The organism is Plesiomonas sp. ISS29, from assembly GCF_056522795.1.
This window is the reverse complement of record NZ_JAWRZQ010000001.1, coordinates 851,537-877,088: the sequence shown is the minus strand read 5'-3', so window position 1 is coordinate 877,088 and position 25,552 is coordinate 851,537. Positions and strand designations below refer to the sequence as shown.

General features: G+C 49.3%; 37 protein-coding genes and 1 pseudogene. 5 read left to right on the top strand and 33 right to left on the bottom strand.

The features are described from left to right. The 29 genes from rpmD to fkpA form a co-directional block, all read right to left on the bottom strand. Complete coding sequence (gene rpmD / locus AC1HDJ_RS03885; RefSeq protein WP_438623189.1) at window positions 1-180, bottom strand: 50S ribosomal protein L30; 180 nt, start codon at window positions 178-180, stop codon at window positions 1-3. A gap of 5 nt (window positions 181-185) precedes the next feature. Further along, entirely contained in the window at window positions 186-686 is a 501-nt protein-coding gene (gene rpsE, locus AC1HDJ_RS03880; RefSeq protein WP_438623188.1) for a 30S ribosomal protein S5, read from the bottom strand. Window positions 687-700: 14 nt separating this feature from the next. Then, complete coding sequence (gene rplR / locus AC1HDJ_RS03875; protein ID WP_479533512.1) at window positions 701-1,054, bottom strand: 50S ribosomal protein L18; 354 nt, start codon at window positions 1,052-1,054, stop codon at window positions 701-703. Window positions 1,055-1,063: 9 nt separating this feature from the next. Next, window positions 1,064-1,597, bottom strand: a complete 534-nt coding sequence (rplF, locus tag AC1HDJ_RS03870; protein WP_438623186.1) for a 50S ribosomal protein L6 — start codon at window positions 1,595-1,597, stop codon at window positions 1,064-1,066. Between the two features lie 16 nt (window positions 1,598-1,613). Then, window positions 1,614-2,006 (bottom strand): 30S ribosomal protein S8, encoded by a 393-nt coding sequence (gene rpsH / locus AC1HDJ_RS03865; RefSeq protein ID WP_438623185.1) that lies wholly within the window; start codon window positions 2,004-2,006, stop codon window positions 1,614-1,616. Between the two features lie 34 nt (window positions 2,007-2,040). After that, the gene (rpsN, locus tag AC1HDJ_RS03860) at window positions 2,041-2,346 is read right to left on the bottom strand and encodes a 30S ribosomal protein S14 (RefSeq protein WP_438623184.1); all 306 of its coding nucleotides are present in this window, start codon (window positions 2,344-2,346) and stop codon (window positions 2,041-2,043) included. A 14-nt stretch (window positions 2,347-2,360) separates the two neighbouring features. Further along, window positions 2,361-2,900 carry a 50S ribosomal protein L5 gene (gene rplE / locus AC1HDJ_RS03855; protein ID WP_479533509.1) on the bottom strand — a complete coding sequence of 180 codons (540 nt, stop codon included), beginning with the start codon at window positions 2,898-2,900 and terminating at the stop codon, window positions 2,361-2,363. A gap of 15 nt (window positions 2,901-2,915) precedes the next feature. Next, complete coding sequence (gene rplX / locus AC1HDJ_RS03850) at window positions 2,916-3,230, bottom strand: 50S ribosomal protein L24 (RefSeq protein WP_438642543.1); 315 nt, start codon at window positions 3,228-3,230, stop codon at window positions 2,916-2,918. Between the two features lie 11 nt (window positions 3,231-3,241). Then, window positions 3,242-3,613, bottom strand: a complete 372-nt coding sequence (rplN, locus tag AC1HDJ_RS03845; RefSeq protein WP_438623181.1) for a 50S ribosomal protein L14 — start codon at window positions 3,611-3,613, stop codon at window positions 3,242-3,244. Between the two features lie 193 nt (window positions 3,614-3,806). Beyond that, entirely contained in the window at window positions 3,807-4,061 is a 255-nt protein-coding gene (gene rpsQ / locus AC1HDJ_RS03840) for a 30S ribosomal protein S17 (protein ID WP_438623180.1), read from the bottom strand. Beyond that, on the bottom strand, window positions 4,061-4,252 hold the full coding sequence (gene rpmC, locus AC1HDJ_RS03835) for a 50S ribosomal protein L29 (RefSeq protein ID WP_438623179.1): 192 nt from the start codon (window positions 4,250-4,252) through the stop codon (window positions 4,061-4,063). Before rpmC ends, rpsQ begins: the two co-directional genes overlap by 1 nt. Further along, window positions 4,252-4,662: a 50S ribosomal protein L16 gene (rplP, locus tag AC1HDJ_RS03830; protein ID WP_438623178.1), complete on the bottom strand. Its 411-nt coding sequence runs from the start codon at window positions 4,660-4,662 to the stop codon at window positions 4,252-4,254. The genes rpmC and rplP overlap by 1 nt, the downstream gene beginning before the upstream one ends. A gap of 11 nt (window positions 4,663-4,673) precedes the next feature. Beyond that, complete coding sequence (rpsC, locus tag AC1HDJ_RS03825) at window positions 4,674-5,375, bottom strand: 30S ribosomal protein S3 (protein WP_438623177.1); 702 nt, start codon at window positions 5,373-5,375, stop codon at window positions 4,674-4,676. Window positions 5,376-5,392: 17 nt separating this feature from the next. Further along, window positions 5,393-5,725 (bottom strand): 50S ribosomal protein L22, encoded by a 333-nt coding sequence (gene rplV / locus AC1HDJ_RS03820; protein WP_438623176.1) that lies wholly within the window; start codon window positions 5,723-5,725, stop codon window positions 5,393-5,395. Window positions 5,726-5,735: 10 nt separating this feature from the next. Next, window positions 5,736-6,014: a 30S ribosomal protein S19 gene (gene rpsS, locus AC1HDJ_RS03815; protein ID WP_438633500.1), complete on the bottom strand. Its 279-nt coding sequence runs from the start codon at window positions 6,012-6,014 to the stop codon at window positions 5,736-5,738. A gap of 24 nt (window positions 6,015-6,038) precedes the next feature. Continuing rightward, complete coding sequence (rplB, locus tag AC1HDJ_RS03810) at window positions 6,039-6,857, bottom strand: 50S ribosomal protein L2 (protein WP_438623174.1); 819 nt, start codon at window positions 6,855-6,857, stop codon at window positions 6,039-6,041. A gap of 19 nt (window positions 6,858-6,876) precedes the next feature. Beyond that, entirely contained in the window at window positions 6,877-7,179 is a 303-nt protein-coding gene (gene rplW, locus AC1HDJ_RS03805; RefSeq protein ID WP_438623173.1) for a 50S ribosomal protein L23, read from the bottom strand. After that, a complete protein-coding gene (gene rplD / locus AC1HDJ_RS03800; RefSeq protein WP_438623172.1) occupies window positions 7,176-7,781 on the bottom strand; it encodes a 50S ribosomal protein L4 in 606 nt (201 codons plus the stop codon). Before rplD ends, rplW begins: the two co-directional genes overlap by 4 nt. Window positions 7,782-7,799: 18 nt before the next feature. Beyond that, window positions 7,800-8,429, bottom strand: coding sequence for a 50S ribosomal protein L3 (gene rplC / locus AC1HDJ_RS03795; protein ID WP_438623171.1), 630 nt, complete (start codon window positions 8,427-8,429; stop codon window positions 7,800-7,802). A 31-nt stretch (window positions 8,430-8,460) separates the two neighbouring features. After that, the gene (rpsJ, locus tag AC1HDJ_RS03790; RefSeq protein WP_001181005.1) at window positions 8,461-8,772 is read right to left on the bottom strand and encodes a 30S ribosomal protein S10; all 312 of its coding nucleotides are present in this window, start codon (window positions 8,770-8,772) and stop codon (window positions 8,461-8,463) included. A gap of 430 nt (window positions 8,773-9,202) precedes the next feature. Continuing rightward, complete coding sequence (gene tuf, locus AC1HDJ_RS03785) at window positions 9,203-10,387, bottom strand: elongation factor Tu (RefSeq protein WP_479533502.1); 1,185 nt, start codon at window positions 10,385-10,387, stop codon at window positions 9,203-9,205. A 79-nt stretch (window positions 10,388-10,466) separates the two neighbouring features. Then, window positions 10,467-12,581: an elongation factor G gene (gene fusA, locus AC1HDJ_RS03780; RefSeq protein WP_479538093.1), complete on the bottom strand. Its 2,115-nt coding sequence runs from the start codon at window positions 12,579-12,581 to the stop codon at window positions 10,467-10,469. A gap of 82 nt (window positions 12,582-12,663) precedes the next feature. Further along, window positions 12,664-13,134, bottom strand: coding sequence for a 30S ribosomal protein S7 (gene rpsG / locus AC1HDJ_RS03775; RefSeq protein WP_479533498.1), 471 nt, complete (start codon window positions 13,132-13,134; stop codon window positions 12,664-12,666). A gap of 91 nt (window positions 13,135-13,225) precedes the next feature. Beyond that, window positions 13,226-13,600 (bottom strand): 30S ribosomal protein S12, encoded by a 375-nt coding sequence (rpsL, locus tag AC1HDJ_RS03770; RefSeq protein ID WP_010862737.1) that lies wholly within the window; start codon window positions 13,598-13,600, stop codon window positions 13,226-13,228. A 401-nt stretch (window positions 13,601-14,001) separates the two neighbouring features. Continuing rightward, window positions 14,002-14,292: a sulfurtransferase complex subunit TusB gene (gene tusB / locus AC1HDJ_RS03765; protein ID WP_479533495.1), complete on the bottom strand. Its 291-nt coding sequence runs from the start codon at window positions 14,290-14,292 to the stop codon at window positions 14,002-14,004. Window positions 14,293-14,481: 189 nt separating this feature from the next. Continuing rightward, window positions 14,482-14,847 (bottom strand): sulfurtransferase complex subunit TusC, encoded by a 366-nt coding sequence (tusC, locus tag AC1HDJ_RS03760; protein ID WP_479533493.1) that lies wholly within the window; start codon window positions 14,845-14,847, stop codon window positions 14,482-14,484. 43 nt (window positions 14,848-14,890) lie between these two features. Then, complete coding sequence (gene tusD / locus AC1HDJ_RS03755) at window positions 14,891-15,322, bottom strand: sulfurtransferase complex subunit TusD (RefSeq protein WP_479533491.1); 432 nt, start codon at window positions 15,320-15,322, stop codon at window positions 14,891-14,893. Window positions 15,323-15,324: 2 nt separating this feature from the next. After that, window positions 15,325-16,047 (bottom strand): helix-turn-helix transcriptional regulator, encoded by a 723-nt coding sequence (locus AC1HDJ_RS03750; RefSeq protein WP_479536984.1) that lies wholly within the window; start codon window positions 16,045-16,047, stop codon window positions 15,325-15,327. A gap of 122 nt (window positions 16,048-16,169) precedes the next feature. Continuing rightward, window positions 16,170-16,958 carry an FKBP-type peptidyl-prolyl cis-trans isomerase gene (gene fkpA, locus AC1HDJ_RS03745; protein ID WP_479533489.1) on the bottom strand — a complete coding sequence of 263 codons (789 nt, stop codon included), beginning with the start codon at window positions 16,956-16,958 and terminating at the stop codon, window positions 16,170-16,172. A gap of 476 nt (window positions 16,959-17,434) precedes the next feature. On the opposite strand from fkpA, the gene AC1HDJ_RS03740 reads away from it, so the two are divergent. Further along, window positions 17,435-17,656 (top strand): SlyX family protein, encoded by a 222-nt coding sequence (locus AC1HDJ_RS03740; protein WP_438622904.1) that lies wholly within the window; start codon window positions 17,435-17,437, stop codon window positions 17,654-17,656. 125 nt (window positions 17,657-17,781) lie between these two features. Here AC1HDJ_RS03740 and slyD read toward each other — a convergent pair whose 3' ends face one another. The 4 genes and pseudogenes from slyD to kefG form a co-directional block, all read right to left on the bottom strand. After that, window positions 17,782-18,402, bottom strand: coding sequence for a peptidylprolyl isomerase (gene slyD / locus AC1HDJ_RS03735; protein ID WP_438622903.1), 621 nt, complete (start codon window positions 18,400-18,402; stop codon window positions 17,782-17,784). A gap of 89 nt (window positions 18,403-18,491) precedes the next feature. Beyond that, entirely contained in the window at window positions 18,492-18,692 is a 201-nt protein-coding gene (locus AC1HDJ_RS03730) for a YheV family putative zinc ribbon protein (protein WP_438622902.1), read from the bottom strand. Then, window positions 18,685-20,496: a glutathione-regulated potassium-efflux system protein KefB gene (kefB, locus tag AC1HDJ_RS03725; RefSeq protein WP_479533485.1), complete on the bottom strand. Its 1,812-nt coding sequence runs from the start codon at window positions 20,494-20,496 to the stop codon at window positions 18,685-18,687. Before kefB ends, AC1HDJ_RS03730 begins: the two co-directional genes overlap by 8 nt. 103 nt (window positions 20,497-20,599) lie before the next feature. After that, window positions 20,600-21,148 (bottom strand): annotated as a pseudogene (kefG, locus tag AC1HDJ_RS03720) (glutathione-regulated potassium-efflux system ancillary protein KefG); the annotation flags it as partial. A 116-nt stretch (window positions 21,149-21,264) separates the two neighbouring features. Here kefG and AC1HDJ_RS03715 point away from each other — a divergent pair. The 4 genes from AC1HDJ_RS03715 to crp all read left to right on the top strand — a co-directional run bounded on the left by AC1HDJ_RS03715 (window position 21,265) and on the right by crp (window position 25,525). Continuing rightward, window positions 21,265-23,217: an ABC transporter ATP-binding protein gene (locus tag AC1HDJ_RS03715; protein WP_479533483.1), complete on the top strand. Its 1,953-nt coding sequence runs from the start codon at window positions 21,265-21,267 to the stop codon at window positions 23,215-23,217. Window positions 23,218-23,386: 169 nt separating this feature from the next. Beyond that, window positions 23,387-23,614 (top strand): YheU family protein, encoded by a 228-nt coding sequence (locus tag AC1HDJ_RS03710; protein WP_479533481.1) that lies wholly within the window; start codon window positions 23,387-23,389, stop codon window positions 23,612-23,614. Window positions 23,615-23,698: 84 nt separating this feature from the next. After that, window positions 23,699-24,580: a phosphoribulokinase gene (locus AC1HDJ_RS03705; RefSeq protein ID WP_479533479.1), complete on the top strand. Its 882-nt coding sequence runs from the start codon at window positions 23,699-23,701 to the stop codon at window positions 24,578-24,580. Between the two features lie 312 nt (window positions 24,581-24,892). After that, a complete protein-coding gene (crp, locus tag AC1HDJ_RS03700; protein WP_438622897.1) occupies window positions 24,893-25,525 on the top strand; it encodes a cAMP-activated global transcriptional regulator CRP in 633 nt (210 codons plus the stop codon). The last annotated feature ends 27 nt before the right edge of the window (window positions 25,526-25,552 follow it).

Sequence of the window (25,552 nt, the reverse complement as noted above, 5' to 3'; positions counted from 1 at the left end):
TTACTCCTCAACCTTGATCATGTAGGATACTTGATTAACCATGCCGCGAACTGCCGGAGTATCGATCAGTTCAACAGTATGATTTATACGACGCAAACCCAAACCACGCAGAGTAGCTTTGTGCTTCGGCAGACGACCGATAGAGCTACGAGTTTGAGTTACTTTGATAGTCTTAGCCATGGTCATTACCCCAGAATTTCTTCAACGGATTTGCCACGTTTAGCAGCGACCATCTCAGGAGACTTCATATTCGCCAGAGCGTCGATGGTAGCGCGTACCACGTTGATCGGGTTAGTAGAGCCGTACGCTTTTGACAGAACGTTATGAACGCCTGCTACTTCCAGTACAGCACGCATAGCACCGCCAGCAATGATACCGGTACCTTCAGATGCTGGTTGCATGAATACACGCGAACCTGTGTGAGCACCCTTAACTGGATGCTGCAGAGTTCCGTTGTTCAGAGCAACGTTAACCAGACTGCGACGAGCTTGTTCCATCGCTTTTTGGATCGCTGCTGGAACTTCACGCGCTTTGCCGTAACCAAAACCAACGCGGCCGTTACCATCACCGACTACTGTTAGTGCGGTGAAAGAGAAAATACGACCACCTTTAACGGTCTTAGATACACGGTTTACCGCGATCAGCTTTTCCTGCAGTTCACCAGCTTGTTTTTCGATGTTAGCCATCTTACACCTCTACCTTAGAACTGAAGGCCAGCTTCGCGGGCAGCATCTGCCAACGCTTGGACACGGCCGTGATACTTGAAACCAGAGCGGTCAAAAGCAACTGCTTTAACGCCTTTTTCAAGAGCGCGTTCAGCAACAGCTTTACCGACAACGGCTGCGGCATCTTTATTACCGGTAGACTTCACTTGCCCAGCAATCACTTTTTCTACAGTTGATGCAGCGGCCAGAACTTCTGAACCATTTGCTGCAATAACTTGTGCGTAAATGTGACGCGGAGTACGGTGAACCACCAGGCGGGTCGCACCCAGTTCTTTAATATTGCGACGTGCGCGGGTCGCACGACGGATACGAGCTGCTTTCTTATCCATAGTGTTACCTTACTTCTTCTTAGCCTCTTTGATACGCACGACTTCGTCAGCGTAACGTACACCTTTACCTTTGTAAGGCTCAGGACGGCGGTAAGCACGCAGGTCAGCTGCAACTTGACCAATCAACTGCTTGTCAGAACCTTTCAGAACGATTTCGGTCTGAGTAGGACATTCAGCAGTGATGCCAGCAGGCAGTTGGTGCTCAATTGGGTGTGAGTAACCTAAGCTCAGGGCAACTGCGTTGCCTTTCAGAGCCGCACGGTAACCAACACCTACCAGTTGCAGCTTCTTCTGGAAGCCTTCGGTAACACCGATCAGCATATTGTTAACCAGTGAACGTGCAGTACCAGCCTGCGCGTCTGCACCTGCAACGCCTTCGCGTGGAGCGAAAGTGATTGCATTGTCAGCAAAGTTAACTTCTACGCCATGATGAATAGTACGAGTCAGCTCGCCATTCTTGCCTTTCAGGATGATAACCTGATCGTTGAGTTTCACCTCTACGCCGGCAGGAATGACCACTGGTGCTTTAGCAACACGAGACATTCTTCCTACCCCTTTATTAGGCTACGTAGCAGATGATCTCACCGCCAAGGCCCGCTTTACGCGCAGCTCGGTCAGTCATCACACCTTTAGACGTTGAAATAACAGCGATACCTAAACCACCCATAACTTTTGGCAGCACATCTTTTTTCTTATAGATACGCAGACCAGGGCGGCTTACACGCTGAATGCTTTCCACAACTGAATTACCTTGGAAATAACGCAAGGTAACTTCTAGTTCTGGCTTAGCGTCGCCAACAACATTGAAATCTTCGATGTAGCCTTCTTCTTTCAGCACGTTGGCAATTGCCACTTTCAGCTTGGAAGAAGGCATTGTGACCGCAAATTTCTTCGCTGCCTGACCGTTACGGATACGGGTCAGCATATCCGCGATCGGATCTTGCATGCTCATCTGTCTTTACTCCCGTGATTCAAATAGTGGTAAATTACCAGCTAGCCTTTTTCAGACCCGGAATTTCACCGCGCATAGCGGTTTCACGGACCTTAATACGGCTCAGACCGAATTTACGCAGGAAACCGTGTGGACGGCCAGTTTGGCGACAACGGTTACGCTTACGGATCGGACTTGAATCACGTGGCAGCTGTTGCAGTTTAAGCACAGCAGCCCAACGATCTTCGTCAGAGGCATTTACATCGGAGATGATTGCCTTCAGTTCTTGACGCTTAGCGAAGAACTTCTCAACCAACTCTGCACGCTTTGCTTCGCGTGCAATCATTGATTCCTTAGCCATATAGTAACCCTACCTTACTTACGGAATGGGAAGTCAAACGCAGCCAGCAGTTCACGGCCTTCATCATCTGTCTTCGCAGTAGTGGTAATGGTAATATCCATACCACGTACACGATCGACTTTATCATAGTCGATTTCAGGGAAGATGATTTGCTCACGAACACCCATGCTGTAGTTACCACGACCATCGAATGATTTCGGGTTCAAACCACGGAAATCACGGATACGTGGAACAGCAATGCTGATCAAACGCTCAAAGAATTCCCACATACGTTCACCGCGCAGGGTTACTTTGCAGCCGATTGGATAGCCCTGACGGATTTTAAAGCCAGCAACAGAGTTGCGAGCTTTAGTGATCAGTGGCTTCTGGCCAGAAATAGCAGCTAGATCTGCCGCAGCATTATCTAACAACTTCTTATCAGCCAGAGCTTCACCGACACCCATGTTCAGGGTAATCTTTTCGACTCGTGGGACTTGCATGACAGATTTGTAGCCGAACTGCTCTTGCAGCTTCGCAACTACCTGCTCTTTGTAGTAATCATGCAGTTTCGCCATCGTACTACTCCAGAATTACTTAATTGTTTCGCCATTAGATTTGAAGAAACGCACTTTTTTGCCTTCTTCGAATCGGAAGCCTACACGGTCAGCCTTGCCGGTAGCTGCGTTAAAGAGTGCAACGTTAGAAGCTTGAATTGCAGCTTCTTTTTCAACGATGCCACCTGCAACACCTGTCGCCGGAACCGGCTTCTGGTGTTTTTTAACCAGGTTAATACCCTCAACAACCAGCTTGCCAGTAGACAAAACCTTGGTTACTTTACCGCGCTTACCTTTATCTTTGCCAGTCAGCACGATAACTTCATCGTTACGACGGATTTTTGCAGCCATGATTCAGCTCCTTACAGTACTTCGGGTGCCAGAGAAATGATCTTCATGAACTTTTCAGAACGCAGTTCACGAGTTACTGGACCGAAAATACGTGTACCGATAGGCTGCTCACTGTTGTTGTTCAACAGAACGCAAGCGTTACGGTCGAAGCGAACGACAGATCCGTCCTGGCGACGAACACCCTTCTTGGTGCGCACCACCACCGCCTTCAGGACATCACCTTTTTTGACCTTACCGCGAGGAATTGCTTCCTTCACAGTGATCTTGATGACATCACCGACACCAGCGTAGCGACGGTGCGAGCCACCCAGAACCTTGATACACATTACGCTGCGCGCACCGGAGTTGTCGGCTACGTCCAGCATAGTCTGTTCTTGGATCATGTTAGTGCTCCGCTAAAGTCAACTACTAACAGCTCTAAATATGTGAGCTGTCATGGACCCATCTCGGGTCAGGATTTCCCATTACTAGGGCGACGCATTATAGCACCGCTTACTGAGCATGGGTAGACAAAAAGTAAACGACCCCCATGGGCCGCTTACCCAGTTCTTTGTGCTATCTGTAAAATCGTAAAGATTACAGTACAGCTTTTTCTACAACGCGTACCAGAGTCCAAGACTTAGTCTTTGACAATGGACGACACTCGCGGATCTCTACGAGATCGCCAGTACCGCTTTCGTTGTTCTCGTCATGCACGTGCAGCTTAGTTGTGCGCTTGATGAACTTACCGTACATCGGATGTTTCACCATACGCTCAATTGCTACAACGATGGACTTGTCCATCTTGTCGCTTACTACACGACCTTGCAAAGTACGGATTTTATCAGTCATTACACACCCGCCTTCTCAGTCAGAACAGTTTTAACACGCGCGACATTACGGCGCACTTGTTTCAGCAGATGACTCTGCTGCAGCTGACCGGTGGCTGCTTGCATGCGCAGGTTGAACTGTTCACGCAGCAGGTTGAGCAGCTCAGTGTTCAGCTCTTCAACGCTCTTTTCACGCAGTTCTTGTGCTTTCATCACATCACCGTCTTAGTTACAAAGGTGGTCTTGATTGGCAGCTTGGCCGCGGCCAGCTTAAATGCTTCACGAGCCAGCTCTTCAGAAACGCCATCCATTTCGTACAAAACCTTACCAGGTTGGATTAGGGCTACCCAGTACTCAACGTTACCTTTACCCTTACCCATACGAACTTCAAGCGGCTTCTCAGTGATTGGTTTGTCTGGGAACACACGAATCCAGATTTTACCTTGACGCTTAATAGCACGAGTCATTGCACGACGGGCTGCTTCGATTTGACGAGCAGTCAGACGACCACGACCAACAGCCTTCAGACCGAAGGTGCCGAAGCTTACATCAGTGCCCGCAGCCAGACCGCGGTTACGGCCTTTCATCATCTTACGGAACTTGGTACGCTTTGGTTGCAACATCACAATTCTCCTTACTTACGAGCTTTGCGCTGCTGCTTTTTAGGTTGTGCAGCCGGTTTTTCCGGTTGTTGCACAGCAGCCATACCGCCCAGGATCTCACCTTTGAAGATCCACACTTTCACGCCGATTACGCCGTAAGTAGTGTGAGCTTCAGCAGTGTTATAGTCGATGTCAGCACGCAGAGTGTGCAATGGCACACGGCCTTCACGGTACCATTCAGTACGCGCGATTTCTGCACCGCCAAGACGGCCACTAACTTCAACTTTGATGCCTTTAGCACCCAAACGCATTGCATTTTGCACCGCACGCTTCATAGCACGACGGAACATTACACGGCGCTCGAGCTGGGAAGTGATGCTTTCTGCAACCAATTTCGCATCCAGTTCAGGCTTGCGAACTTCAGCAATGTTGATTTGAGCTGGAACGCCCGCGATATTCGCGACAACGTTACGCAGTTTTTCAACATCTTCGCCTTTCTTACCGATAACAACACCAGGACGAGCAGTGTGAATAGTCACACGGATGCTCTTCGCTGGGCGCTCGATAACAATGCGAGATACAGACGCTTTCGCCAGTTCCTTTGTCAGGTACTGACGCACTTTGAAATCGCCATCTAAGTTGTCAGCGAAATCTTTGGTATTCGCGTACCAAGTAGAGTTCCAAGGTTTAACAATACCCAGGCGAATACCATTAGGATGTACTTTCTGACCCATTGCTACTCTCCAGAATCTTAGCGATCAGACACAACCACAGTGATGTGGCTGGTGCGCTTCAGGATGCGATCTGCACGACCTTTAGCACGTGGCATGATGCGCTTCATGCTTGGACCTTCGTCTACGAAGATCTTGGAGATTTTCAGATCATCCACATCAGCGCCTTCGTTGTGCTCGGCGTTAGCAATGGCAGACTCCAGCACTTTCTTAACCAGATCAGCAGCTTTTTTGTTGCTGTAAGTTAATACTTCAAGCGCAAGAGCGACTTTCTTACCGCGAACTAAGTCAGCTACCAGACGAGCTTTCTGCGCGGAAGTACGAGCATAACGGTGTTTAGCAATAGCTTCCATCTCTTACCTCTTAACGCTTCTTAGCCTTTTTATCGGCAGCGTGGCCGCGATAAGTACGAGTCGGAGCGAATTCGCCCAGCTTGTGACCGACCATTTCATCGGAAACGTAAACTGGAACGTGCTGACGACCATTATGGACCGCGATGGTCAAGTTGATCATTGTAGGAATGATCATTGAACGACGGGACCAAGTTTTAATTGGCTTTTTATCCCCGCTTTCCACCGCTTTCTCTACCTTCTTCAGCAAGTGCAGGTCGATAAATGGACCTTTCTTGAGAGAACGTGGCATGGCTTATCCTCTAAATCGTGTCAATTACTTACGGCGACGTACGATATATTTATCAGTACGCTTGTTGCTGCGAGTCTTCTTACCTTTGGTAGGAACGCCCCAAGGAGTTACTGGGTGCTTACCAAAGTTACGACCCTCACCACCACCGTGTGGGTGATCTACTGGGTTCATCGCAGTACCGCGAACGGTAGGACGAATACCACGCCAGCGAGCGGCACCGGCTTTACCCAGTACACGCAGCATATGCTCAGAGTTACCAACTTCACCGATAGTTGCACGGCAATCAGCCAGAACTTTGCGCATTTCGCCAGAACGCAGACGCAGAGTCACGTAAGCACCATCGCGAGCAATCAGCTGCACGTAAGTACCTGCGGAGCGAGCCATTTGGCCGCCTTTACCCGGCTTCATTTCTACGTTGTGAACAGTAGCACCAACTGGGATGTTGCGCATTGGCAGGCAGTTACCTACCTTGATTGCAGCATCAGCACCAGATTGGATTTGGTCGCCAGCTTTCAGGCCTTTTGGAGCCAGAATGTAACGACGCTCACCGTCTTTATACAGAACCAGTGCGATATTCGCAGAGCGGTTCGGATCGTACTCTAGGCGTTCAATAGTGGCTGGAATGCCATCTTTGTTACGCTTAAAGTCAACCAGACGATAATGTTGCTTATGACCACCACCGATGTGACGAGTAGTGATGCGGCCGTTGTTATTACGACCACCAGTCTTAGACTTGGTATCCAACAGAGCTGCAAAAGGTTTACCCTTGTGCAGTTCGGTGTTTACCACTTTCACTACATGGCGACGACCCGGGGATGTCGGCTTACATTTAACGATAGCCATTGTTCTTTACTCCTCCGAATTACTCAGCGCCGCCAACGAAGTCCAGATTCTGGCCTTCTTTCAGGGTGACGTAAGCTTTCTTCAAGTCGCTACGACGACCAACGCGAGCACCGTGACGCTTTACTTTGCCTTTCAGGATCAAAGTACGAACATCTTTAACTTCAACTTCAAACAGCTGTTCTACAGCGGCTTTAATTTCAGCTTTGGTGGCGTCTTTTGCTACTTTAAACACGATAGTGTTACGTGTTTCAGCAGCCATAGTCGCTTTTTCAGAGATGTGCGGAGCACGCAATACTTTCAGCAGACGTTCTTCACGGATCATGCCAGCATCTCCTCAACTTGCTTAACAGCGTCAGCGGTCATTACAACCTTATCGAACGCGATCAGGCTTACTGGGTCGAGGCCAGTTACGTCGCGAACGTCAACCTTAAACAGGTTGCGAGCTGCCAGGAATAGGTTCTCATCAACTTCAGCAGTAATGATCAACACATCTTCCAGAGCCATCTCTTTCAGCTTTTGTGCCAGCAGTTTGGTTTTTGGTGCTTCTACAGAGAAGCTCTCAACCACGATCAGACGTTCCTGACGAACTAGTTCGGACAGGATGCTCTTCATCGCACCACGGTACATTTTTTTGTTTACTTTCTGGCTGTGATCTTGCGGCTTAGCAGCAAAAGTCACTCCACCAGAGCGCCAGATTGGGCTCTTGATGTCACCAGAACGAGCACGACCTGTACCCTTTTGACGCCATGGTTTTTTGCCTGAGCCAGAAACTTCAGCACGAGTTTTCTGAGCACGGGTACCTTGACGAGCACCTGCAGCGTAAGCAACAACAACCTGGTGAACCAGGGCTTCGTTGAAATCACGACCGAAGGTAGTCTCGGAAACAGTCAGCGCGCTTTGCGCGTCTTTCAATACCAATTCCATTCCTATACTCCTCCGCCGTTACGCCTTAACTGCCGGTTTCACGATCAGATCGCCATTAGTTGCGCCTGGTACTGCGCCTTTAACCAGCAGCAGATTACGCTCAGCGTCAACACGTACAACTTCCAGTGACTGCACTGTTACGCGTTCGTCACCTAGGTGACCGGTCATTTTCTTACCTTTGAACACGCGACCAGGAGTTTGGTTTTGACCGATAGAACCTAAAACACGGTGTGACAAAGAGTTACCGTGAGTCGCATCTTGTGTGCGGAAGTTCCAACGTTTAACACCACCTGCGAAGCCTTTACCTTTAGAAGAACCGGTAACGTCGACTTTCTTCACGTCAGTGAAGATGTCTACGTTAATTTCCTGGCCAACGGTGAACTCAACACCATTTTCCAGACGGAACTCCCACTTACCGCGGCCAGCTTCTACGCCAGCTTTAGCAAAATGACCTGCTTCAGGCTTAGTTACACGGTTTGCTTTTTTGCTACCAGTAGTAACTTGAATCGCGCTGTAGCCGTCATTTTCCAGGGTCTTAACCTGGGTAACGCGGTTGGCTTCGATTTCGATAACGGTAACTGGGATGGACACGCCGTCTTCTGTGAAGACGCGGGTCATACCCACTTTACGTCCGACTAAACCAATCATTGTATCAACCTCTTATCGTACGAAGACCTGATTAGCCCAGGCTGATCTGCACGTCAACGCCGGCAGCCAGATCTAGACGCATCAGAGCATCAACGGTTTTTTCAGTTGGCTCGACGATGTCGACCAGGCGCTTGTGAGTGCGGATTTCGTACTGGTCACGCGCGTCTTTGTTGACGTGCGGAGAAATCAGTACGGTAAAACGCTCTTTGCGGGTCGGCAGTGGAATCGGGCCACGAACCTGAGCGCCAGTGCGCTTAGCAGTCTCGACGATTTCCGCGGTTGACTGATCGATCAAACGGTGATCGAAAGCTTTCAGGCGGATACGGATTCTTTGGTTCTGCATGAGACCAGAGCTCCAACAATCTTAAGGCACATAAAAACCCCACTATCACTCGTTTTCTACGAGGAAGTGCGATTCGCTTCTTTTCCGTAGTCCCCATATCGGGAACGTTGTGTTATCGATCAAAACAAAAATCGATAATGAGCTTTAAAAGCTCAGCTTAGCCATATCGGATAAGCCAGCGCATTATACGCAATCTGAGCCCAAGTGCAACCCCTCGGTGGATTTTTGATCACACTAAATTTGCTGACACTGTTTTGCAGGCTAAAATTACGCACATCAGGTGCTCATTGGTGGCCAGATTTTCAAGTTGAAAATAGCCGTGAACGCCTATGATGATGCGGTATTTCCCCCAAAGAGCAATAAGTACTCATGCTACCTAGGGTGTAACAAAAGGGCGCTATTGCGCCCTTTTATCAGTCATACAAGAGACTTAAGCGATGATTTTAGCAACCACGCCCGCACCTACTGTACGGCCACCTTCACGGATAGCGAAGCGCAAGCCTTCGTCCATCGCGATTGGGGCAATCAGGTTTACAACCATTTGAATGTTGTCACCTGGCATTACCATCTCTACGCCTTCTGGCAGTTCGATGGTACCGGTCACGTCAGTTGTACGGAAGTAGAACTGTGGACGGTAGCCTTTGAAGAATGGAGTGTGACGACCACCTTCTTCTTTAGACAGAATATAAACTTCTGCTACGAAGTTGGTGTGTGGCTTGATTGAGCCTGGCTTAGCCAGTACTTGACCACGCTCTACGTCATCACGCTTGGTACCACGCAGAAGAACACCTACGTTCTCACCTGCACGGCCTTCGTCAAGCAGCTTACGGAACATTTCAACGCCGGTACAAGTTGTTTTAGTGGTATCTTTGATACCTACGATTTCAACTTCTTCACCCACTTTAACGATACCGCGCTCTACACGACCGGTTACTACTGTACCACGGCCAGAGATTGAGAATACGTCTTCGATTGGCAGCAGGAATGGCTTGTCGATTGCACGCTCTGGTTGTGGAATGTAGCTGTCCAGATGCTCTGCCAGTTCAACAATTTTCGCTTCCCACTCTGCGTCGCCTTCCAGTGCTTTCAGCGCTGAACCACGAACAACTGGGGTGTCGTCACCTGGGAAATCGTACTGAGACAGAAGCTCACGCACTTCCATTTCTACCAGTTCCAGCAGCTCTTCGTCATCAACCATGTCACACTTGTTCAGGAACACGATGATGTAAGGAACGCCTACTTGACGACCCAGCAGGATGTGCTCACGAGTCTGTGGCATTGGGCCATCAGTTGCAGCAACAACTAGGATCGCGCCGTCCATCTGAGCAGCACCGGTGATCATGTTCTTAACGTAGTCGGCGTGACCTGGGCAGTCAACGTGTGCGTAATGACGGCTTGGAGTGTCATACTCTACGTGAGAAGTGTTGATGGTGATACCACGAGCTTTTTCTTCTGGTGCGTTATCGATTTGATCGAATGCACGAGCTTGGCCACCGTATACTTTTGACAGTACGGTAGTGATTGCTGCAGTCAGAGTAGTTTTACCGTGGTCAACGTGGCCGATAGTACCAACGTTAACGTGCGGTTTAGTACGTTCAAATTTTTCTTTAGACACGGCTATATTCCTTACTATAGTGCTCTCCCCTTGGGAGAGCACGGGACTTAGGTTTAATCCTGGGTTTTAATCCTGTGGATTACTTACCACGGGCTTCAATAACGGCCTGAGCAACGTTGTTAGGCGCATCATCATACTTCAGGAATTCCATAGTGTATGATGCACGACCTTTGGTCAGAGAACGCAGCTGAGTTGCATATCCGAACATTTCAAACAATGGAACTTCAGCATGGATCTTAACGCCAGTTACATCGGATTCCTGACCACGCAGCAAACCGCGACGACGGCTCAAGTCACCGATAACGTCACCGGTGTTCTCTTCCGGAGTTTCTACTTCAACCTTCATGATTGGTTCAAGCAGAACTGGGGTTGCTCTCTTAAAGCCTTCTTTAAAGGCAAGAGACGCAGCCAGTTTAAACGCCAGTTCAGAGGAGTCAACGTCGTGGTAAGAACCGAAGTGCAGACGGATACCCATGTCAACAACCGGATAGCCAGCCAGAGGGCCCACTTTCAGCTGTTCCTGGATGCCTTTATCAACGGCAGGGATGTATTCGCCAGGAATTACACCACCTTTGATGTCGTTGATGAACTCGTAACCTTTAGGGTTAGAGCCCGGCTCCAGTGGGTACATGTCGATCACAACGTGACCGTACTGACCGCGACCACCAGACTGCTTAGCGTGTTTACCTTCAACATCGGTAACTTTCGCACGAATCGCTTCGCGGTAAGCAACCTGAGGTTTACCCACGTTCGCTTCAACGTTGAATTCACGCTTCATACGGTCAACGATGATGTCAAGGTGCAGTTCACCCATACCGGCGATGATGGTCTGGCCAGACTCTTCGTCAGTCCATACGCGGAACGACGGGTCTTCTTTCGCCAGACGGCCCAGAGCCAGACCCATTTTTTCTTGGTCAGCTTTGGTTTTTGGCTCAACTGCGATGGAGATTACCGGCTCAGGGAATTCCATACGCTCCAGAATGATTGGGTGAGCTGGGTCACACAGGGTGTCACCAGTGGTCACGTCTTTCAGACCGATCGCTGCAGCGATATCGCCCGCACGAACTTCTTTGATCTCTTCACGCTTGTTAGCGTGCATCTGTACGATACGGCCAAAACGCTCACGCGCCGACTTCACGGAGTTCAGGATGGTGTCACCGGAGTTAACCACACCAGAGTAAACGCGGAAGAAGGTCAGGTTACCCACGAATGGGTCGGTAGCAATTTTGAACGCCAGTGCAGCGAATGGCTCTTTGTCACTTGCGTGACGCTCTGCCGGAGTATCTTTACCGTCGTCCAGCATGCCGTTGATCGCAGGAACGTCAACCGGGGATGGCAGGTAGTCAACTACCACATCCAGCATCGCCTGAACACCTTTGTTCTTGAACGCAGAACCACAGGTTACCAGGATGATTTCGTTGTTCAGAACGCGCTGACGCAGAGCTTTTTTGATCTCTTCTTCAGTCAGTTCTTCACCACCCAGGTATTTATCCATCAGCTCTTCAGAAGCTTCTGCTGCTGATTCGATCAGGTTCTGGTGCCATTCATCAGCCAGGTCTTGCATGTCAGCTGGGATATCTTCGTATTCGAAGGTAACGCCCTGGTCTGCATCGTTCCAGTTGATGGCTTTCATTTTCACCAGGTCGATAACGCCGGTGAAGCCATCTTCAGCACCAATTGCCAGCTGCAGCGGAACAGGGTTCGCGCCCAGACGGCTTTTGATCTGACCAACAACTTTCAGGAAGTTAGCACCCATACGGTCCATTTTGTTAACGAACGCGATACGAGGTACTTTATATTTGTTAGCCTGACGCCATACAGTCTCAGACTGTGGCTGAACGCCACCTACAGCACAGTAAACCATTACCGCACCGTCCAACACACGCATAGAACGTTCTACTTCGATGGTGAAGTCAACGTGCCCTGGGGTGTCGATGATGTTTACGCGATGCGGTTCATACTGCTTAGCCATACCTGACCAGAATGCAGTAGTCGCTGCGGAGGTGATGGTAATACCACGCTCTTGTTCCTGTTCCATCCAGTCCATGGTGGCTGCGCCGTCATGAACTTCACCGATTTTGTGGTTTACACCGGTATAGAACAGAATACGCTCGGTGGTAGTAGTTTTACCGGCGTCGATGTGAGCACTAATACCGATATTACGGTAGCGCTCGATAGGAGTAGTACGAGCCACGATGTCTTCCTCTATGAACTAGGGCGTTCTTCGTTCGGAAATAAGTAAGTGCAGACCCCAACGGAGTCTGCACTTTTCGGTATTACCAGCGGTAGTGAGCGAACGCCTTGTTGGCTTCGGCCATGCGGTGAACGTCTTCACGTTTCTTAACTGCAGTACCTTTGTTGTCTGCAGCATCAGACAGTTCATTCGCTAGGCGCTGTGCCATGGATTTTTCACCGCGCTTACGAGCGGCATCGACCAGCCAGCGCATACCCAGTGCGTTACGACGCACAGGACGCACTTCAACTGGTACTTGGTAAGTAGAGCCACCAACACGGCGTGCTTTAACTTCCACTGTTGGACGGATGTTGTCCAGTGCAGTTTCGAAAGCAACCAGGTGATCTTTACCAGAACGCTGGGCCAGGATTTCCAGCGCTGTGTATACGATTGCTTCAGCAGTAGACTTCTTACCGTCTACCATCACAACGTTGATGAATTTAGCCAACAGCTCAGATCCGAACTTTGGGTCCGGCAGAATTTTACGTTGACCAATCACGCGACGACGTGGCATAGGAATTCTCCGTTTAAAACTTCAGGTTATCCAAAACTCAAAGAGTTTTTGATTTGTATATGGGTGTTTGGCCTTACTTAACGGAGAACCATTAAGACTTAGGACGTTTTACACCGTACTTGGAACGAGATTGCTTACGGTCTTTAACGCCAGCACAGTCGAGTGCGCCGCGAACGGTGTGGTAACGCACACCTGGCAAGTCTTTAACACGACCGCCACGGATCAACACAACGGAGTGCTCTTGCAGGTTGTGACCTTCACCGCCGATGTAGGAGGTAACTTCAAAACCGTTAGTTAAACGTACACGACAAACTTTACGCAGAGCGGAGTTTGGCTTCTTTGGAGTGGTAGTATATACACGAGTACATACGCCACGCTTTTGCGGACAAGCTTGCAGCGCTGGAACGTTGCTCTTCTCAACGTTCTGGGTACGCGGTTTGCGTACCAGCTGGTTAATAGTTGCCATTAAATATAGCTCCTGGTTTTACTTCGTAAACACGTGAAAAATCCTCCCCAGAGTATGGGGACGCAGCATTCTAGGATCGTGCCTTGAGGGTGTCAAGAAATATACAACATATGCACTCAAGGCAATGTATTAGTATACTGCAGTTTTTGATGATCGTCATCCCTGAGCTTGGCTCGAGTGTAGGCGTTAACAGCAATTAACGCACGATTTGCTAATTAACATACATCGTTTTGTTGATGGTATGTTGAGGCGATTGTTGTTCGTTTGTGTGCGGCTTCTTTCACATGCTCTTCTCTAATGCCAGTATGTGCTGTTTATAGTGATGGTGCATTTTCCTACACTTGCTCTGCTTGAATGCTCTTTGGCGTTATGATCGGCGCTGTATTTACATGAGAATACGGTTAAAAAGCATATTGTGTTGGATGCTGTTCAGTGAGTTGAACCCATGCTTCATAGCTGATCAGCTCGATCATTGCGTGTAAACGTGCGGCAATGCCTCTTGCCAGACAATCACTCTGCAATGCATAAATTTTGACACCACTTTGTAGAAGTTGTTCCGCACTTTCCGTTCCGGCTAAACCGGTAATAACACCATCCGCCCAAAGTAAAATGGCATCATTTTCCAATACCAGTTCTTGCAGCAGTGGGAGAATATTTTGCTGATAGGGCGAATGGGAAACTGTGTAAAGCATGCGAGTACCTTGAGGATAACCGAAAGAGTGTAGGCTAATCAGGGGTAAATATAGACTAAGCTATGATCATTTGGGGTAATGTCCAGCTCTATATCATTAAGAACAAGATGCAGAGCGATAACGGTACAACCAAAGGGTATGCGGGATAAAACTTCCCAAAATCAAAATAAGGCTGACATGGCTATAATGCTAGAAGGTCAGTACGGTGTCGTATTCTGTCAGTTTTTGTTGTAATTGAGGATAGCTCAGTGGCTCTGCATCCAATATTAAGGGTTGTTGTTGTGTAATGCCCCGCTGTTGCAGGCTTTCAGTGTTAACGTAGATATTTTCAATGTCATACAACGGCAGCAGTTTAAAGGTGGCGATATAGTTGCGTGCTAAGATGACTTCAGGTTGTTGTTCGGCCAGCAGTTGTAAGACACCATCACCGATAAAGAACACGCCCAGATTATCACTGTAGGCTGAGGTGGCCAGTAAGGCATCTAATCCTTCACGGCCAGCGGCATTGCCATGGGGTGGCTGGGTAAAGATAAAAGCGATGCGTTTGATACTCATAAACTCGGCTCGGGGTGGGTTGTCAAATGGGTAAGATGTACGGTTAAAACTGTACGATACGATCATAGGTGAGGGCCGCTTGTGCAAGTTCACCTAGCCCTGATAGGGTAAACGCCGGATGCAGGTTGCAGCTTACCAGTTGTTCTTGTTTAGCTTGCTCTGCATCGACGATGCCACGGCGCAGGGCCGCGGCAACACAGACGTTTAGCGGGATCTGATGTTGAGCCGACAGTTGGGCCCAAGCCGTAACAAGGTGGTGTTCATCACTGGCCGGTGCGGTTAATGCGTTGGCATTGGTGACACCTTCCCGATAAAAGAAGATTTGGCTTAAGGTATGGCCGCGCGCCAACACAGCTTGAGCAAATTGATAGGCGCTGCTGGCGGTTTGTGTGCCGTATGCAGGCCCCGTGACTAGCAATGCATAGGTGAGTATGCTGCAGTTTGGCTGCAAAGGCGTATTTACTGATTCACTCATGATTATTCGCTTCCCGCCAGAATATCATCGTTTTTAAACTGCCTGATATAAAGGTAGACGGTATGTTTGGAGATGTTCAGTCTGTCGGCAACCTGATTGATGGCATCTTTGATATCGAAGATGCCTTTTTCATAGAGTGCGAGCACAATTTGCCGGTTTTTAGCGTTGTTAGATACGCCACGGTCGGCATTGACTTCTTCTATGGTGTATTCGAGTGTTTGTGCGACTAATTCATCGACTGAGCTGGCGAAATTGACATTTGAAGGCGATTCACGTGCCTCTTCGGGCATGAAGGCTTTGAGTACTTGCGAGAACGGGGCATCAAGGTTGATGTTGATGCACAGCAGGCCGATGACACGGTTATCTCGATTGCGAATGGCGATGGTGATCGATTTCATCAGCGCGCCGCCGCCTTTGGCGCGGGTGAAGTATGCGCGTGAAACGCTGGCATCTTCCATATCGTGCAGCATGCGCAGTGCAAGATCGGTAATCGGTGAGCCAATAGTTCGGCCGGTAATATCACCATTAGCGATACGAACAGCGGAATGATTCAGATCTTCAAGCGAATGCAGCACTATTTCACAATGGGTGCCAATTAAGGCAGCAAGGCCATCTACTACGGCTTCATAAGAGCGCAATATGTCATGATCTAGTGTGGTAAACGGGCGGTGATCCAATAAATCGTGCTCCGTGGGCAGTTCGTTACAAAGAAGCTCATTCGACATTTCCATCTCGCATGCATGGATGTTAGCGGTTATTTTGCCAAGATTGTAACAGAAAGTGATAACTGAAAGGTCGGTAGGTGGCAGAAAATAAAAGCCGACTTAACGTCGGCTTTTTAAGGTTCTTATTTGGTGGCCGGAGCCGGTGCTGCTGCTGGTTGTTCAATTTTAACCAGTTCAACTTCAAACACGAGTGTTGAGTTAGGTGGAATGCCTGGTGCGCCTTGCTCACCATATGCCAGTGCCGGTGGAATAACCAGTTTGATTTTTCCGCCCGCTTTCACTTGTTGCAGGCCTTCTGTCCAACCTGGGATCACGCGGTTCAGCGGGAATGTTGCCGGCTCTTTACGGTCGTAAGAGCTGTCAAACTTGGTGCCGTTGATCAGCGTACCGACATAGTGAACAACAACGGTATCGGTCGCTTTCGGTACTGGGCCAGTACCCTCTTTTTGCACGAGGTATAGCAGGCCATCTTTCAGGCTTTTCACGCCTTTTTCTTTAGCGAAGGCATCACGGAATGCTTTGCCAGCAGCTTCGTTTGCTGTCGCTTCTTTAGCTAATTTTTCTTGTGCCATTTTACCGATACGAGCATCAAGCGCTTGCAGGGTTTGCTGGATTTGGGTGTCATCGAGTTTTGACTTACCAGCAAAGGCGTCTTGAATACCTGTCATCACCTCTTCACGGCTCAGATTCAGGCCCATCTCTTTTTGTGCATCAAGATTAGCGCTGATGTAACGGGCCATTGATGCACCAATGGCATAAGCTGCCTGCTGATTTTCATTTGCAAATGCAGATGATTTTGGTGCGACAACTTCGGTTTTTGCTTTCGCTTGTTCAGCAGCCATGATAGCGCCACTGCCTAAAGATAACGCAAGAGTAATAGCTAAAAACGATGCTTTAAATGCTGGTTTCATTCTTCCTCCATGGTGCGGGTTATCTCCCGCTATAGACCTACGCGCATAAGTTATTGTGAATGGCGTAGTGCCAATATACTCGTGTTCATTTTGACTGCACAGTGACTGAATAATGAAACAGAGAGAATTCAGTACAACAACGTCTTCAATACCATAACGTTACAGTAACTATTATAGAGAGTTATTTTGCAAAGAGGCTACACATTAATAGTGAGGCTTCTTTATATAAACGACTTGTATAAATAACGGCTATTTTCATTACTTGCTGTCTAGTTTATCACGGCTACATTTAACCTTACGCAATTTGACCATGCGGAAATCAGATAATTCCGTGTAAATCAGGTTTAATCTGCAGATCGTATTTGGTGGATTATCCGTTAAGCTAGTGCAGGTAAGCTATACAGCGCTCATAATACGGGTAAACAAGGCTGTAATGGCAGTGGTAATAACTGAAATTAACTGATGAGGAGCTGGCAATGAGTGAGCTGTCTGTTGTATTGGCCAGATTAGAGACATTAGAGAGTCGTCAGGCTTTTCAGGAAGTGAGCATTGAGGAGCTCAATAAGGTGATTGTGCAGCAGCAAATTGAGATTGAGAAGTTGCGTACTCAGGTTCGTTTTGCTGTGACTAAATTACGTGAAGTTGAAGCATCGCCGGTTGCGGCTCAGTCAGAAGAGACGCCTCCTCCGCACTATTAACAAGATGATCTTTTTGTATCTTCTGCATATGTTTTAAGCTATATGCAGGTTAAAACAAAAGGGCGAAATCGCCCTTTTGTTTTTGTTGCGCTTTCCTGTCATGACACATAATGCGCCCGAAAGGATTAGTGCTTGCAGCCGCCGTGACCACCGCAACCACCGTGGCCGTGCTCGTGCGCATGGTCATGATCGTGATCATGGCCTTGACCGCCGCAGCAACCGCCTTCGCTATCACCGTGACCGTGGCCACCGCAGCAACCACCCTCTTCACCGTGAGCGTGCTCACCGTGAACATGGCCGTGCTCAAGCTCTTCCGCGGTTGCTTCACGTACGGCAACAACTTCAACAGCAAAGTGCAGTGCTTGGCCTGCCAGCATATGGTTACCATCAACAACAACATGGTCGCCGTCAACTTCGGTGATCTCAACTGGTACTGGGCCTTGATCGGTATCTGCCAGAAAACGCATGCCGACTTCAATTTCGTCTACGCCTAAGAACACATCTTTTGGTACGCGCTGTACCAGATTGTCGTCGTAGTCACCGTAGGCTTCAGCAGAAGGGATGTTGATTTCAAAGCTTTCGCCTGCTTCACGGCCTTCCAGTGCATTTTCCAGACCAGTGATCAGGTTGTTGTTACCATGCAGGTAATCAAGTGGTGCGGTAACTGGTGATTCATCAACCAGCACACCATCTTCTGTACGCACTTGGTAGGCTAGGCTTACTACCGCGTTTTTAGTGATTTTCATGGCAACTCCTGCCGTTGGTAGAAAATAAGATTTTAAAATTGCGCGCTGATTGTAGCGGAAATCAGCGCAAGGCGGAAATTTGTGATGCACTAATCGGGGCGAAATACCCCAATTACCTGCTCGTTTGGCCGTTTTTCTTTTTCGATATGTTGCTGTGCCTGTGTTTGACGGTGACCACACTGCACGCATTCGACCACTTCAACCTGATCTTGCAGGTAAAGTGCGAGGGTATCGATAGCGTGGCACTGCGGACATTCGGCTGCAGCAATGAAGCGGCGGCGCTTACTCATCGTCGGTATCCCATCCCTGATAACGTAGGCTCTCATTTTGCATCTCGCGCTCGAAAATATCATCCAGTTCACGCCGGGCTTCTTTCACCCGTGAGATCTCGGTAACATCGGCCTGATGTTCTGGCATCAGTTCGCGCAGCATGTGCATATCGAGCCGTTTAAAATGCTGTTGGGCACGAAAAGCACGGTGCGGGTGCATACCGGTGCTGACCAGCGCTTTTTTCCCCAATTCCAGTGCGCTTGAGAAAGTTTCACGGCTGAACAGGGTGACGCCAGCACTGAGTAGCGCATGCGCTTCAACCCGGCCACGGGCGCGGGCTAAAATTTGCAGTTGCGGGAAGTGCTGCTGGCAAAGGTGCACGATCTGCATGTTCTCTTCGGCATTGTCAGAGGCGATGACTATCGATTCGGCTTTTTCCGCACCGGCCGCGCGCAGCAGTTCAAGCTGGGTGGCATCACCGTAATAGACTTTGTAGCCATAACGGCGCAAGAACGAGACTTGGTTTGGATCGCGTTCGAGTACGGTAACCCGCACTTTATTAGCGTACAGTAAACGCCCGACGATTTGACCAAAACGCCCGAAACCGACGATGATAACTTGTGGTTCATCATCCTCAACGTGCTGTTGCTCTTCGCTTTGCAATTGGCTGTTGAGTTGTACGCTGATCCAGCGGTCGATCAGTTTCATCAATAGCGGTGTAGTCATCATCGATAAGCTGACGCTAACCAGTAGCAACGCCAGCTGATTTTGATTGATCACCTGACTGGCGGCGGCGGCAGAGAACAGAACGAAGGCAAACTCACCGCCCTGACTAAGTACGACTGAGAGCTGCAAACGGCTGGTTCGGCGCAGTTTAAACAGGTAGCTGACAAAAAACAGTACACCCGCTTTGATGCTGACCAGTGCGGTGACAATCAGAGCAACCCACAGTGGGTCTGTCAGCAAAATCCCCAGATTGACGGCCATGCCGACCGAGATGAAGAACAAGCCAAGCAGTAGCCCCTTGAACGGTTCAATGGCAATTTCCAGCTCATGCCGGTATTCACTTTCTGCCAGTAATACGCCCGCAATGAATGTGCCGAGCGCCATCGAGAGGCCGATAGCCTGCATGAGGAACGCGGTGCCGAGCACGACCAGTAAGGCGGCGGCGGTGAATACTTCGCGCACGCCGGTGTTGGCAATCAGGCGAAACAGTGGGCGGAGTAAAAATTTACCACCGAGCAGCAGTAAGGCAACACCGCCCACGCGAATGGCAATCACTGACCAATCGGTGGTCTCGGCCGCACCGGCGGTAAGCAACGGGATCAGAGCCAGTACGGGAACGACGGCCATATCCTGAAACAGCAAAATCGCAAAACCGGACTGCCCGCCGTCGTTACGAGTCATGCCGTATTCTCGCATCAGCTGTAAGCCCATGGCGGTCGAGGACATTGCCAGCCCCAAGCCGCTGATCAGCGCACTTTGCCAGTTAAACCCAAGTTTGAGCAGCAGCAACATCAGCAAACCAGCGGTCAGCATCACTTGCAGTGAACCCAGCCCGAAAATAGGTCGCCGCATCTGCCAGAGTTTTCCGGGGTTCAATTCTAGACCGATAATAAACAGCAGCAACACGACGCCCAGTTCGGAAAAATGCAGCACGGCATCGACATCACTGATCAGTTTTAGCCCCCACGGGCCAATCGCCATACCGGCCAACAGGTAGCCCAGTACCGCACCGATTCCGGCTTTGCGCGCCAGTGGTACCGCGATCACGGCGGCTGACAGGAACAAAATCACATCATGCATAGTATTGGCTTCAGACATTACGTGACCTCGTATTCGGCTGTGCCGCAGGAGCGGTATGATCAGCGGTTCGCTGTGTGCGTGCGTGATGTTCGATATCTGGCCGTTCCGGTTGTAGCTCTGGTGGGCTGGCCAGCCAGCGGTGATACAACTCAACCTGCGCCTGTAAAATATGCGGTTGCAGGTGGCGTGCCCAGTAGATAATTTTCGGTGCTATCCACTGCATGCGGCAGAGAGCGGCGGTCAGTTCAAACGGGCGTAAAATCTCTTCGATAGCATAGCGATTATATCCGGTACGGCAGTAAGCACGCTCAGGCCCGCCAACGGTGATCACTGAACACCAGTGTTTTCCAATCAGCGCATCGCCTTCCTTACCATGTGCAAAGCCTTTGATCAGCACGCGATCAATCCACTCTTTGAGCAGCGCCGGACAGCTATACATATAGAGCGGGTGCTGAAAGACGATCAGCTCGTATTCCCTCAATAACGCTTGCTCTTGCTTCACATCGATAAAGAAATCAGGGTATTTTGCATATAAATCATGCACGGTGACATTACCAAGCGCACCAATTTGTGTAAGCAATGCCTGATTAGCAACCGACTCTTGTGGTTCAGGGTGTGCCACAATCAATAAAACTTTTGGGGGAGCTGGGGGGATTATCCGCTCTGCCATCTATTACTCCTGCGTAAAATCAGCGGAAGGTCGTCAGTGACCTGAATTTCCGTTACCATGCAGCGCATATTTTTAGCGGGTTTTTCGGCCCGTTTTGTGTTCAAAGGCAGCCTGCAATGATTGTATTTTCCAATATTCAGTTAATCCGCGGCAATCAGATGTTGCTGGATAACGCCAGCGCCACCATCAACCCAGGGCAAAAAGTGGGCCTTGTCGGGAAAAATGGGTGCGGTAAGTCAACGCTGATCGCCCTGATTAAAGGCGAGCTCAGTACAGATGCTGGTGCAATTTCCGTACCACACCACTGGGCGATGGCTTGGGTTAACCAAGAGACCCCCGCACTTGATATGCCTGCTATTGAGTATGTCATAGATGGCGATCGTGAGTATCGTCAACTTGAACAATCACTGGAAATGGCCAATCAAGCGAACGACGGCAATAAAATTGCCGAGCTGCATGGCAAGCTTGATGCTATTGGGGCGTGGTCAATCCGTGCCCGTGCCGCCAGTTTACTGTACGGGCTGGGCTTTTCGGCAGAACAAACTACGCTGGCGGTAAAAAGTTTTTCCGGTGGTTGGCGGATGCGGCTAAATCTGGCACAAGCTTTGCTGTGCCGCTCTGATTTACTGCTACTGGATGAACCGACCAACCACTTGGATTTGGACGCGGTGATCTGGCTGGAGAAGTGGCTCAACAGTTACCGCGGTACACTGGTGCTTATTTCGCATGACCGCGATTTTCTTGATCCGATTGTGGATAAAATTCTGCATATCGAACAACAACGGATTGACGAGTACACCGGTAATTACAGCTCATTTGAAGTGCAGCGGGTGACCAAGCTTTCACAGCAGCAATCAATGTATGAGAGCCAGCAGACTCGTGTGGCACATCTACAATCTTTTATTGACCGGTTTAAAGCAAAAGCATCCAAAGCCAAGCAGGCACAAAGCCGGGTGAAAGCGCTTGAGCGTATGGAGCTGATAGCACCGGCGCACGTTGATAACCCGTTCCGTTTCAGCTTTCGTGAACCGGAAAGTTTGCCAAATCCGCTGCTGAGTATGGAAAAAGTCAGTGCCGGTTACGGCGATAAAACCATTTTAGGTTCGATTAAGCTGAATTTAGTGCCCGGTTCACGCATTGGTTTGCTCGGGCGCAACGGGGCGGGTAAATCTACGCTGATTAAGCTGCTAGCTGGTGAGATGCAGCCGCTGCATGGCGTGATCGAGTTATCACGCGGGATTAAACTTGGTTATTTTGCCCAGCATCAGCTGGAAACACTGCATCCGGAAGAGAGCGCATTAGTGCATCTTGCCCGCCTTGCACCGCGCGAAACCGAACAGCAATTACGTGATTATCTGGGCGGATTTGGTTTTCGCGGGGATAAAGTGACCGATCCGGTCGCGCCGTTCTCGGGCGGTGAAAAAGCCCGTTTGGTACTGGCGTTGGTGGTCTGGCAGCGCCCGAATCTGTTACTGCTCGATGAACCGACCAACCACCTTGATTTGGATATGCGCCAAGCGCTGACCGAAGCGCTGATCGACTTTGAAGGTGCAATGGTGGTGGTTTCCCACGATCGGCACTTGTTGCGCTCAACCACCGATGATCTGTATCTGGTGCACGATGGTAAAGTCGAGCTGTTCCGCGGTGATCTGGATGATTATCAACGCTGGTTAAGTGATCAGCAGCGCCGTGAGCAGCAGGAAGCTCAAAACGGCAATAGCGGTGGTGAAGATTCGCCAGAAAAAGAGTCGACCAATAGCGCACAAGCCCGTAAAGATCAAAAACGGCGCGATGCCGAGTTCCGCCAACAAACTCAGCCGCTACGTAAAAAAATCACTCAACTGGAAACGCAGCTAGAAAAACTGACCGACGCGCTAAGCAGCATTGAAACACAGCTAAGTGATTCGGCGCTATACGATGCCAACCAGAAAGCCAAGCTTAGTGAGCTGTTGGCAGCTCAGATCAAAACCAAGTCTGAGCTCGGTGATGTTGAAATGGGCTGGATGGATGCACAAGAAGAGCTCGAAGTGCTGACACAAGCCTTAAATAATGCCTCAAGCTTAGAATAACAAGTAATGTTGATGTGTACTCCTGATGTACATCAGTGCTGTGCACATTAACTGACTCTTATCCATTACGGCACAACGCCCTATTGTGCCGTAGTTGGCCCATGTAGTTGACCAACTCAAGTCGCTAGCCAATTAAGTAGCTAGCCACTTTAAAAGGCAAAACACACTTATGATTATCCCTTGGCAGCAAATTAACCCCGAAACACTGAATAATCTGATTGAAGCATTTATTTTGCGCGAAGGCACCGATTACGGCGCAGAAGAGTGCTCTTTGGCCGAAAAAACCGCCCAGATTCAGCGCCAGCTTGAGAGCGGTATTATCGTTCTGGTGTGGTCTGAGTTGCATGAGAGCCTGAATATTATGCTCAAGCGCGATTTCAACGGCGATGCTGAGTAAGCCAAAACTGCAGAATAACGGTTGACCGATGGGCGAACCTGCGCTTCACTCATCGATATTTCAGACACCCAGCAAGGAGTGCCCATGTCTGTGTCTCACCCAATTATTGCCGTGACCGGTTCAAGCGGTGCGGGAACCTCTACCACCAGCTTAGTCTTCCGCCAAATGTTTAAAAAAATGCGACTAAATGCCGCATTTGTTGAGGGCGACAGCTTCCACCGTTACACCCGCCCAGAAATGGATACTGCAATTCGGCGCGCTCGCGAGCAAGGGCGGCATATCAGTTATTTTGGCCCTGAAGCGAATGATTTCCCGCTGCTAGAAAACTGCTTTTCACGTTATGCCGAGCATGGCGATGGTGAGTTTCGTAAATACCTGCACACCTTTGATGAAGCCGTGCCCTACAACCAACTGCCCGGTACGTTTACCGACTGGCAAGCCCTGCCTGCTAATACTGACTTGCTGTTTTATGAGGGGCTGCACGGTGGTGTGGTGACAGAGCACAACAATGTAGCACAGCATGTTGACCTGCTGATTGGCATGGTACCCATTGTCAATTTAGAGTGGATTCAAAAACTGGTGCGCGATACCAACCAGCGCGGCCATTCACGCGAGGCGGTGATGCACTCGATTGTGCGCTCAATGGATGACTATATTAATTTTATCACCCCGCAATTTTCGCGTACCCACATTAACTTTCAGCGCGTGCCTACCGTTGATACCTCAAACCCATTTTCCGCCACCAGCATTCCGAGTATGGATGAGAGCTTTGTGGTGATCCATTTTCGGGGCGCTGTGCAGATTGATTTCCCCTATTTACTGACTATGATCCAAGGCTCGTTTATCTCGCGCATGAATACTCTGGTGGTGCCCGGCGGAAAAATGGAGCTGGCGATGGATTTAATTTTGACTCCTGCCGTGGAAACCCTGCTGCAAAAACGCAGCGCGCCAGATAAGCTAACGTGATATGAGCACACATTTGCAGGCAATTATTCAGCAATTTCATACTATAGATGCAAGATTCAGCGCCTTTATTATGAAATAGACACAAAAAACGTGCGGTGCGCCACAGGCTGGGGCAAAATCAAAGCATCATTAAATAAGCAAGCTAGAATGCTAACGCGTTAGAGTTAGCCTTGCAGCAGAGCCCTTGCCTTATTATGCTCAGATAACAACCCTTGAAGGGCTCAAAAATGAAGCTGCACACATGTTGGGCTGCGTTACACAGGGAATTTTGCTAGTCCTGTCGTATCAAGCGACTATGTAGAGGAAAAAGAAATGGTTCTTGGTAAACCGCAAACAGATCCTACCCTTGAGTGGTTCTTGTCTCATTGTCATATTCATAAATACCCTTCCAAGAGCACGCTGATCCATGCAGGCGAAAAAGCAGAGACGCTGTACTACATTGTAAAAGGCTCCGTTGCTGTTTTGATTAAAGATGAAGAAGGTAAAGAGATGATCCTCTCTTACCTAAACCAAGGTGACTTCATCGGTGAATTGGGTCTTTTTGAAGAAGATCAAGAGCGTACTGCATGGGTTCGTGCAAAAGCAGCCTGTGAAGTGGCTGAGATTTCATATAAAAAATTCCGCCAGTTGATTCAGGTTAACCCTGATATCCTGATGCGTTTATCGGCTCAAATGGCCTCTCGTCTACAAACTACCTCACAAAAAGTGGGCAACTTGGCCTTCTTAGATGTTACTGGTCGTATTGCGCAGACATTGCTGAATCTGGCAAAACAGCCTGATGCGATGACTCACCCTGATGGTATGCAAATTAAAATTACCCGTCAGGAAATTGGTCAGATTGTCGGTTGTTCACGTGAAACCGTTGGCCGTATTCTGAAAATGCTTGAAGATCAGAACCTGATCTCTGCACACGGTAAAACCATTGTGGTCTACGGCACCCGTTAATTACTGGTTACGTTTCCCCCCACAGTT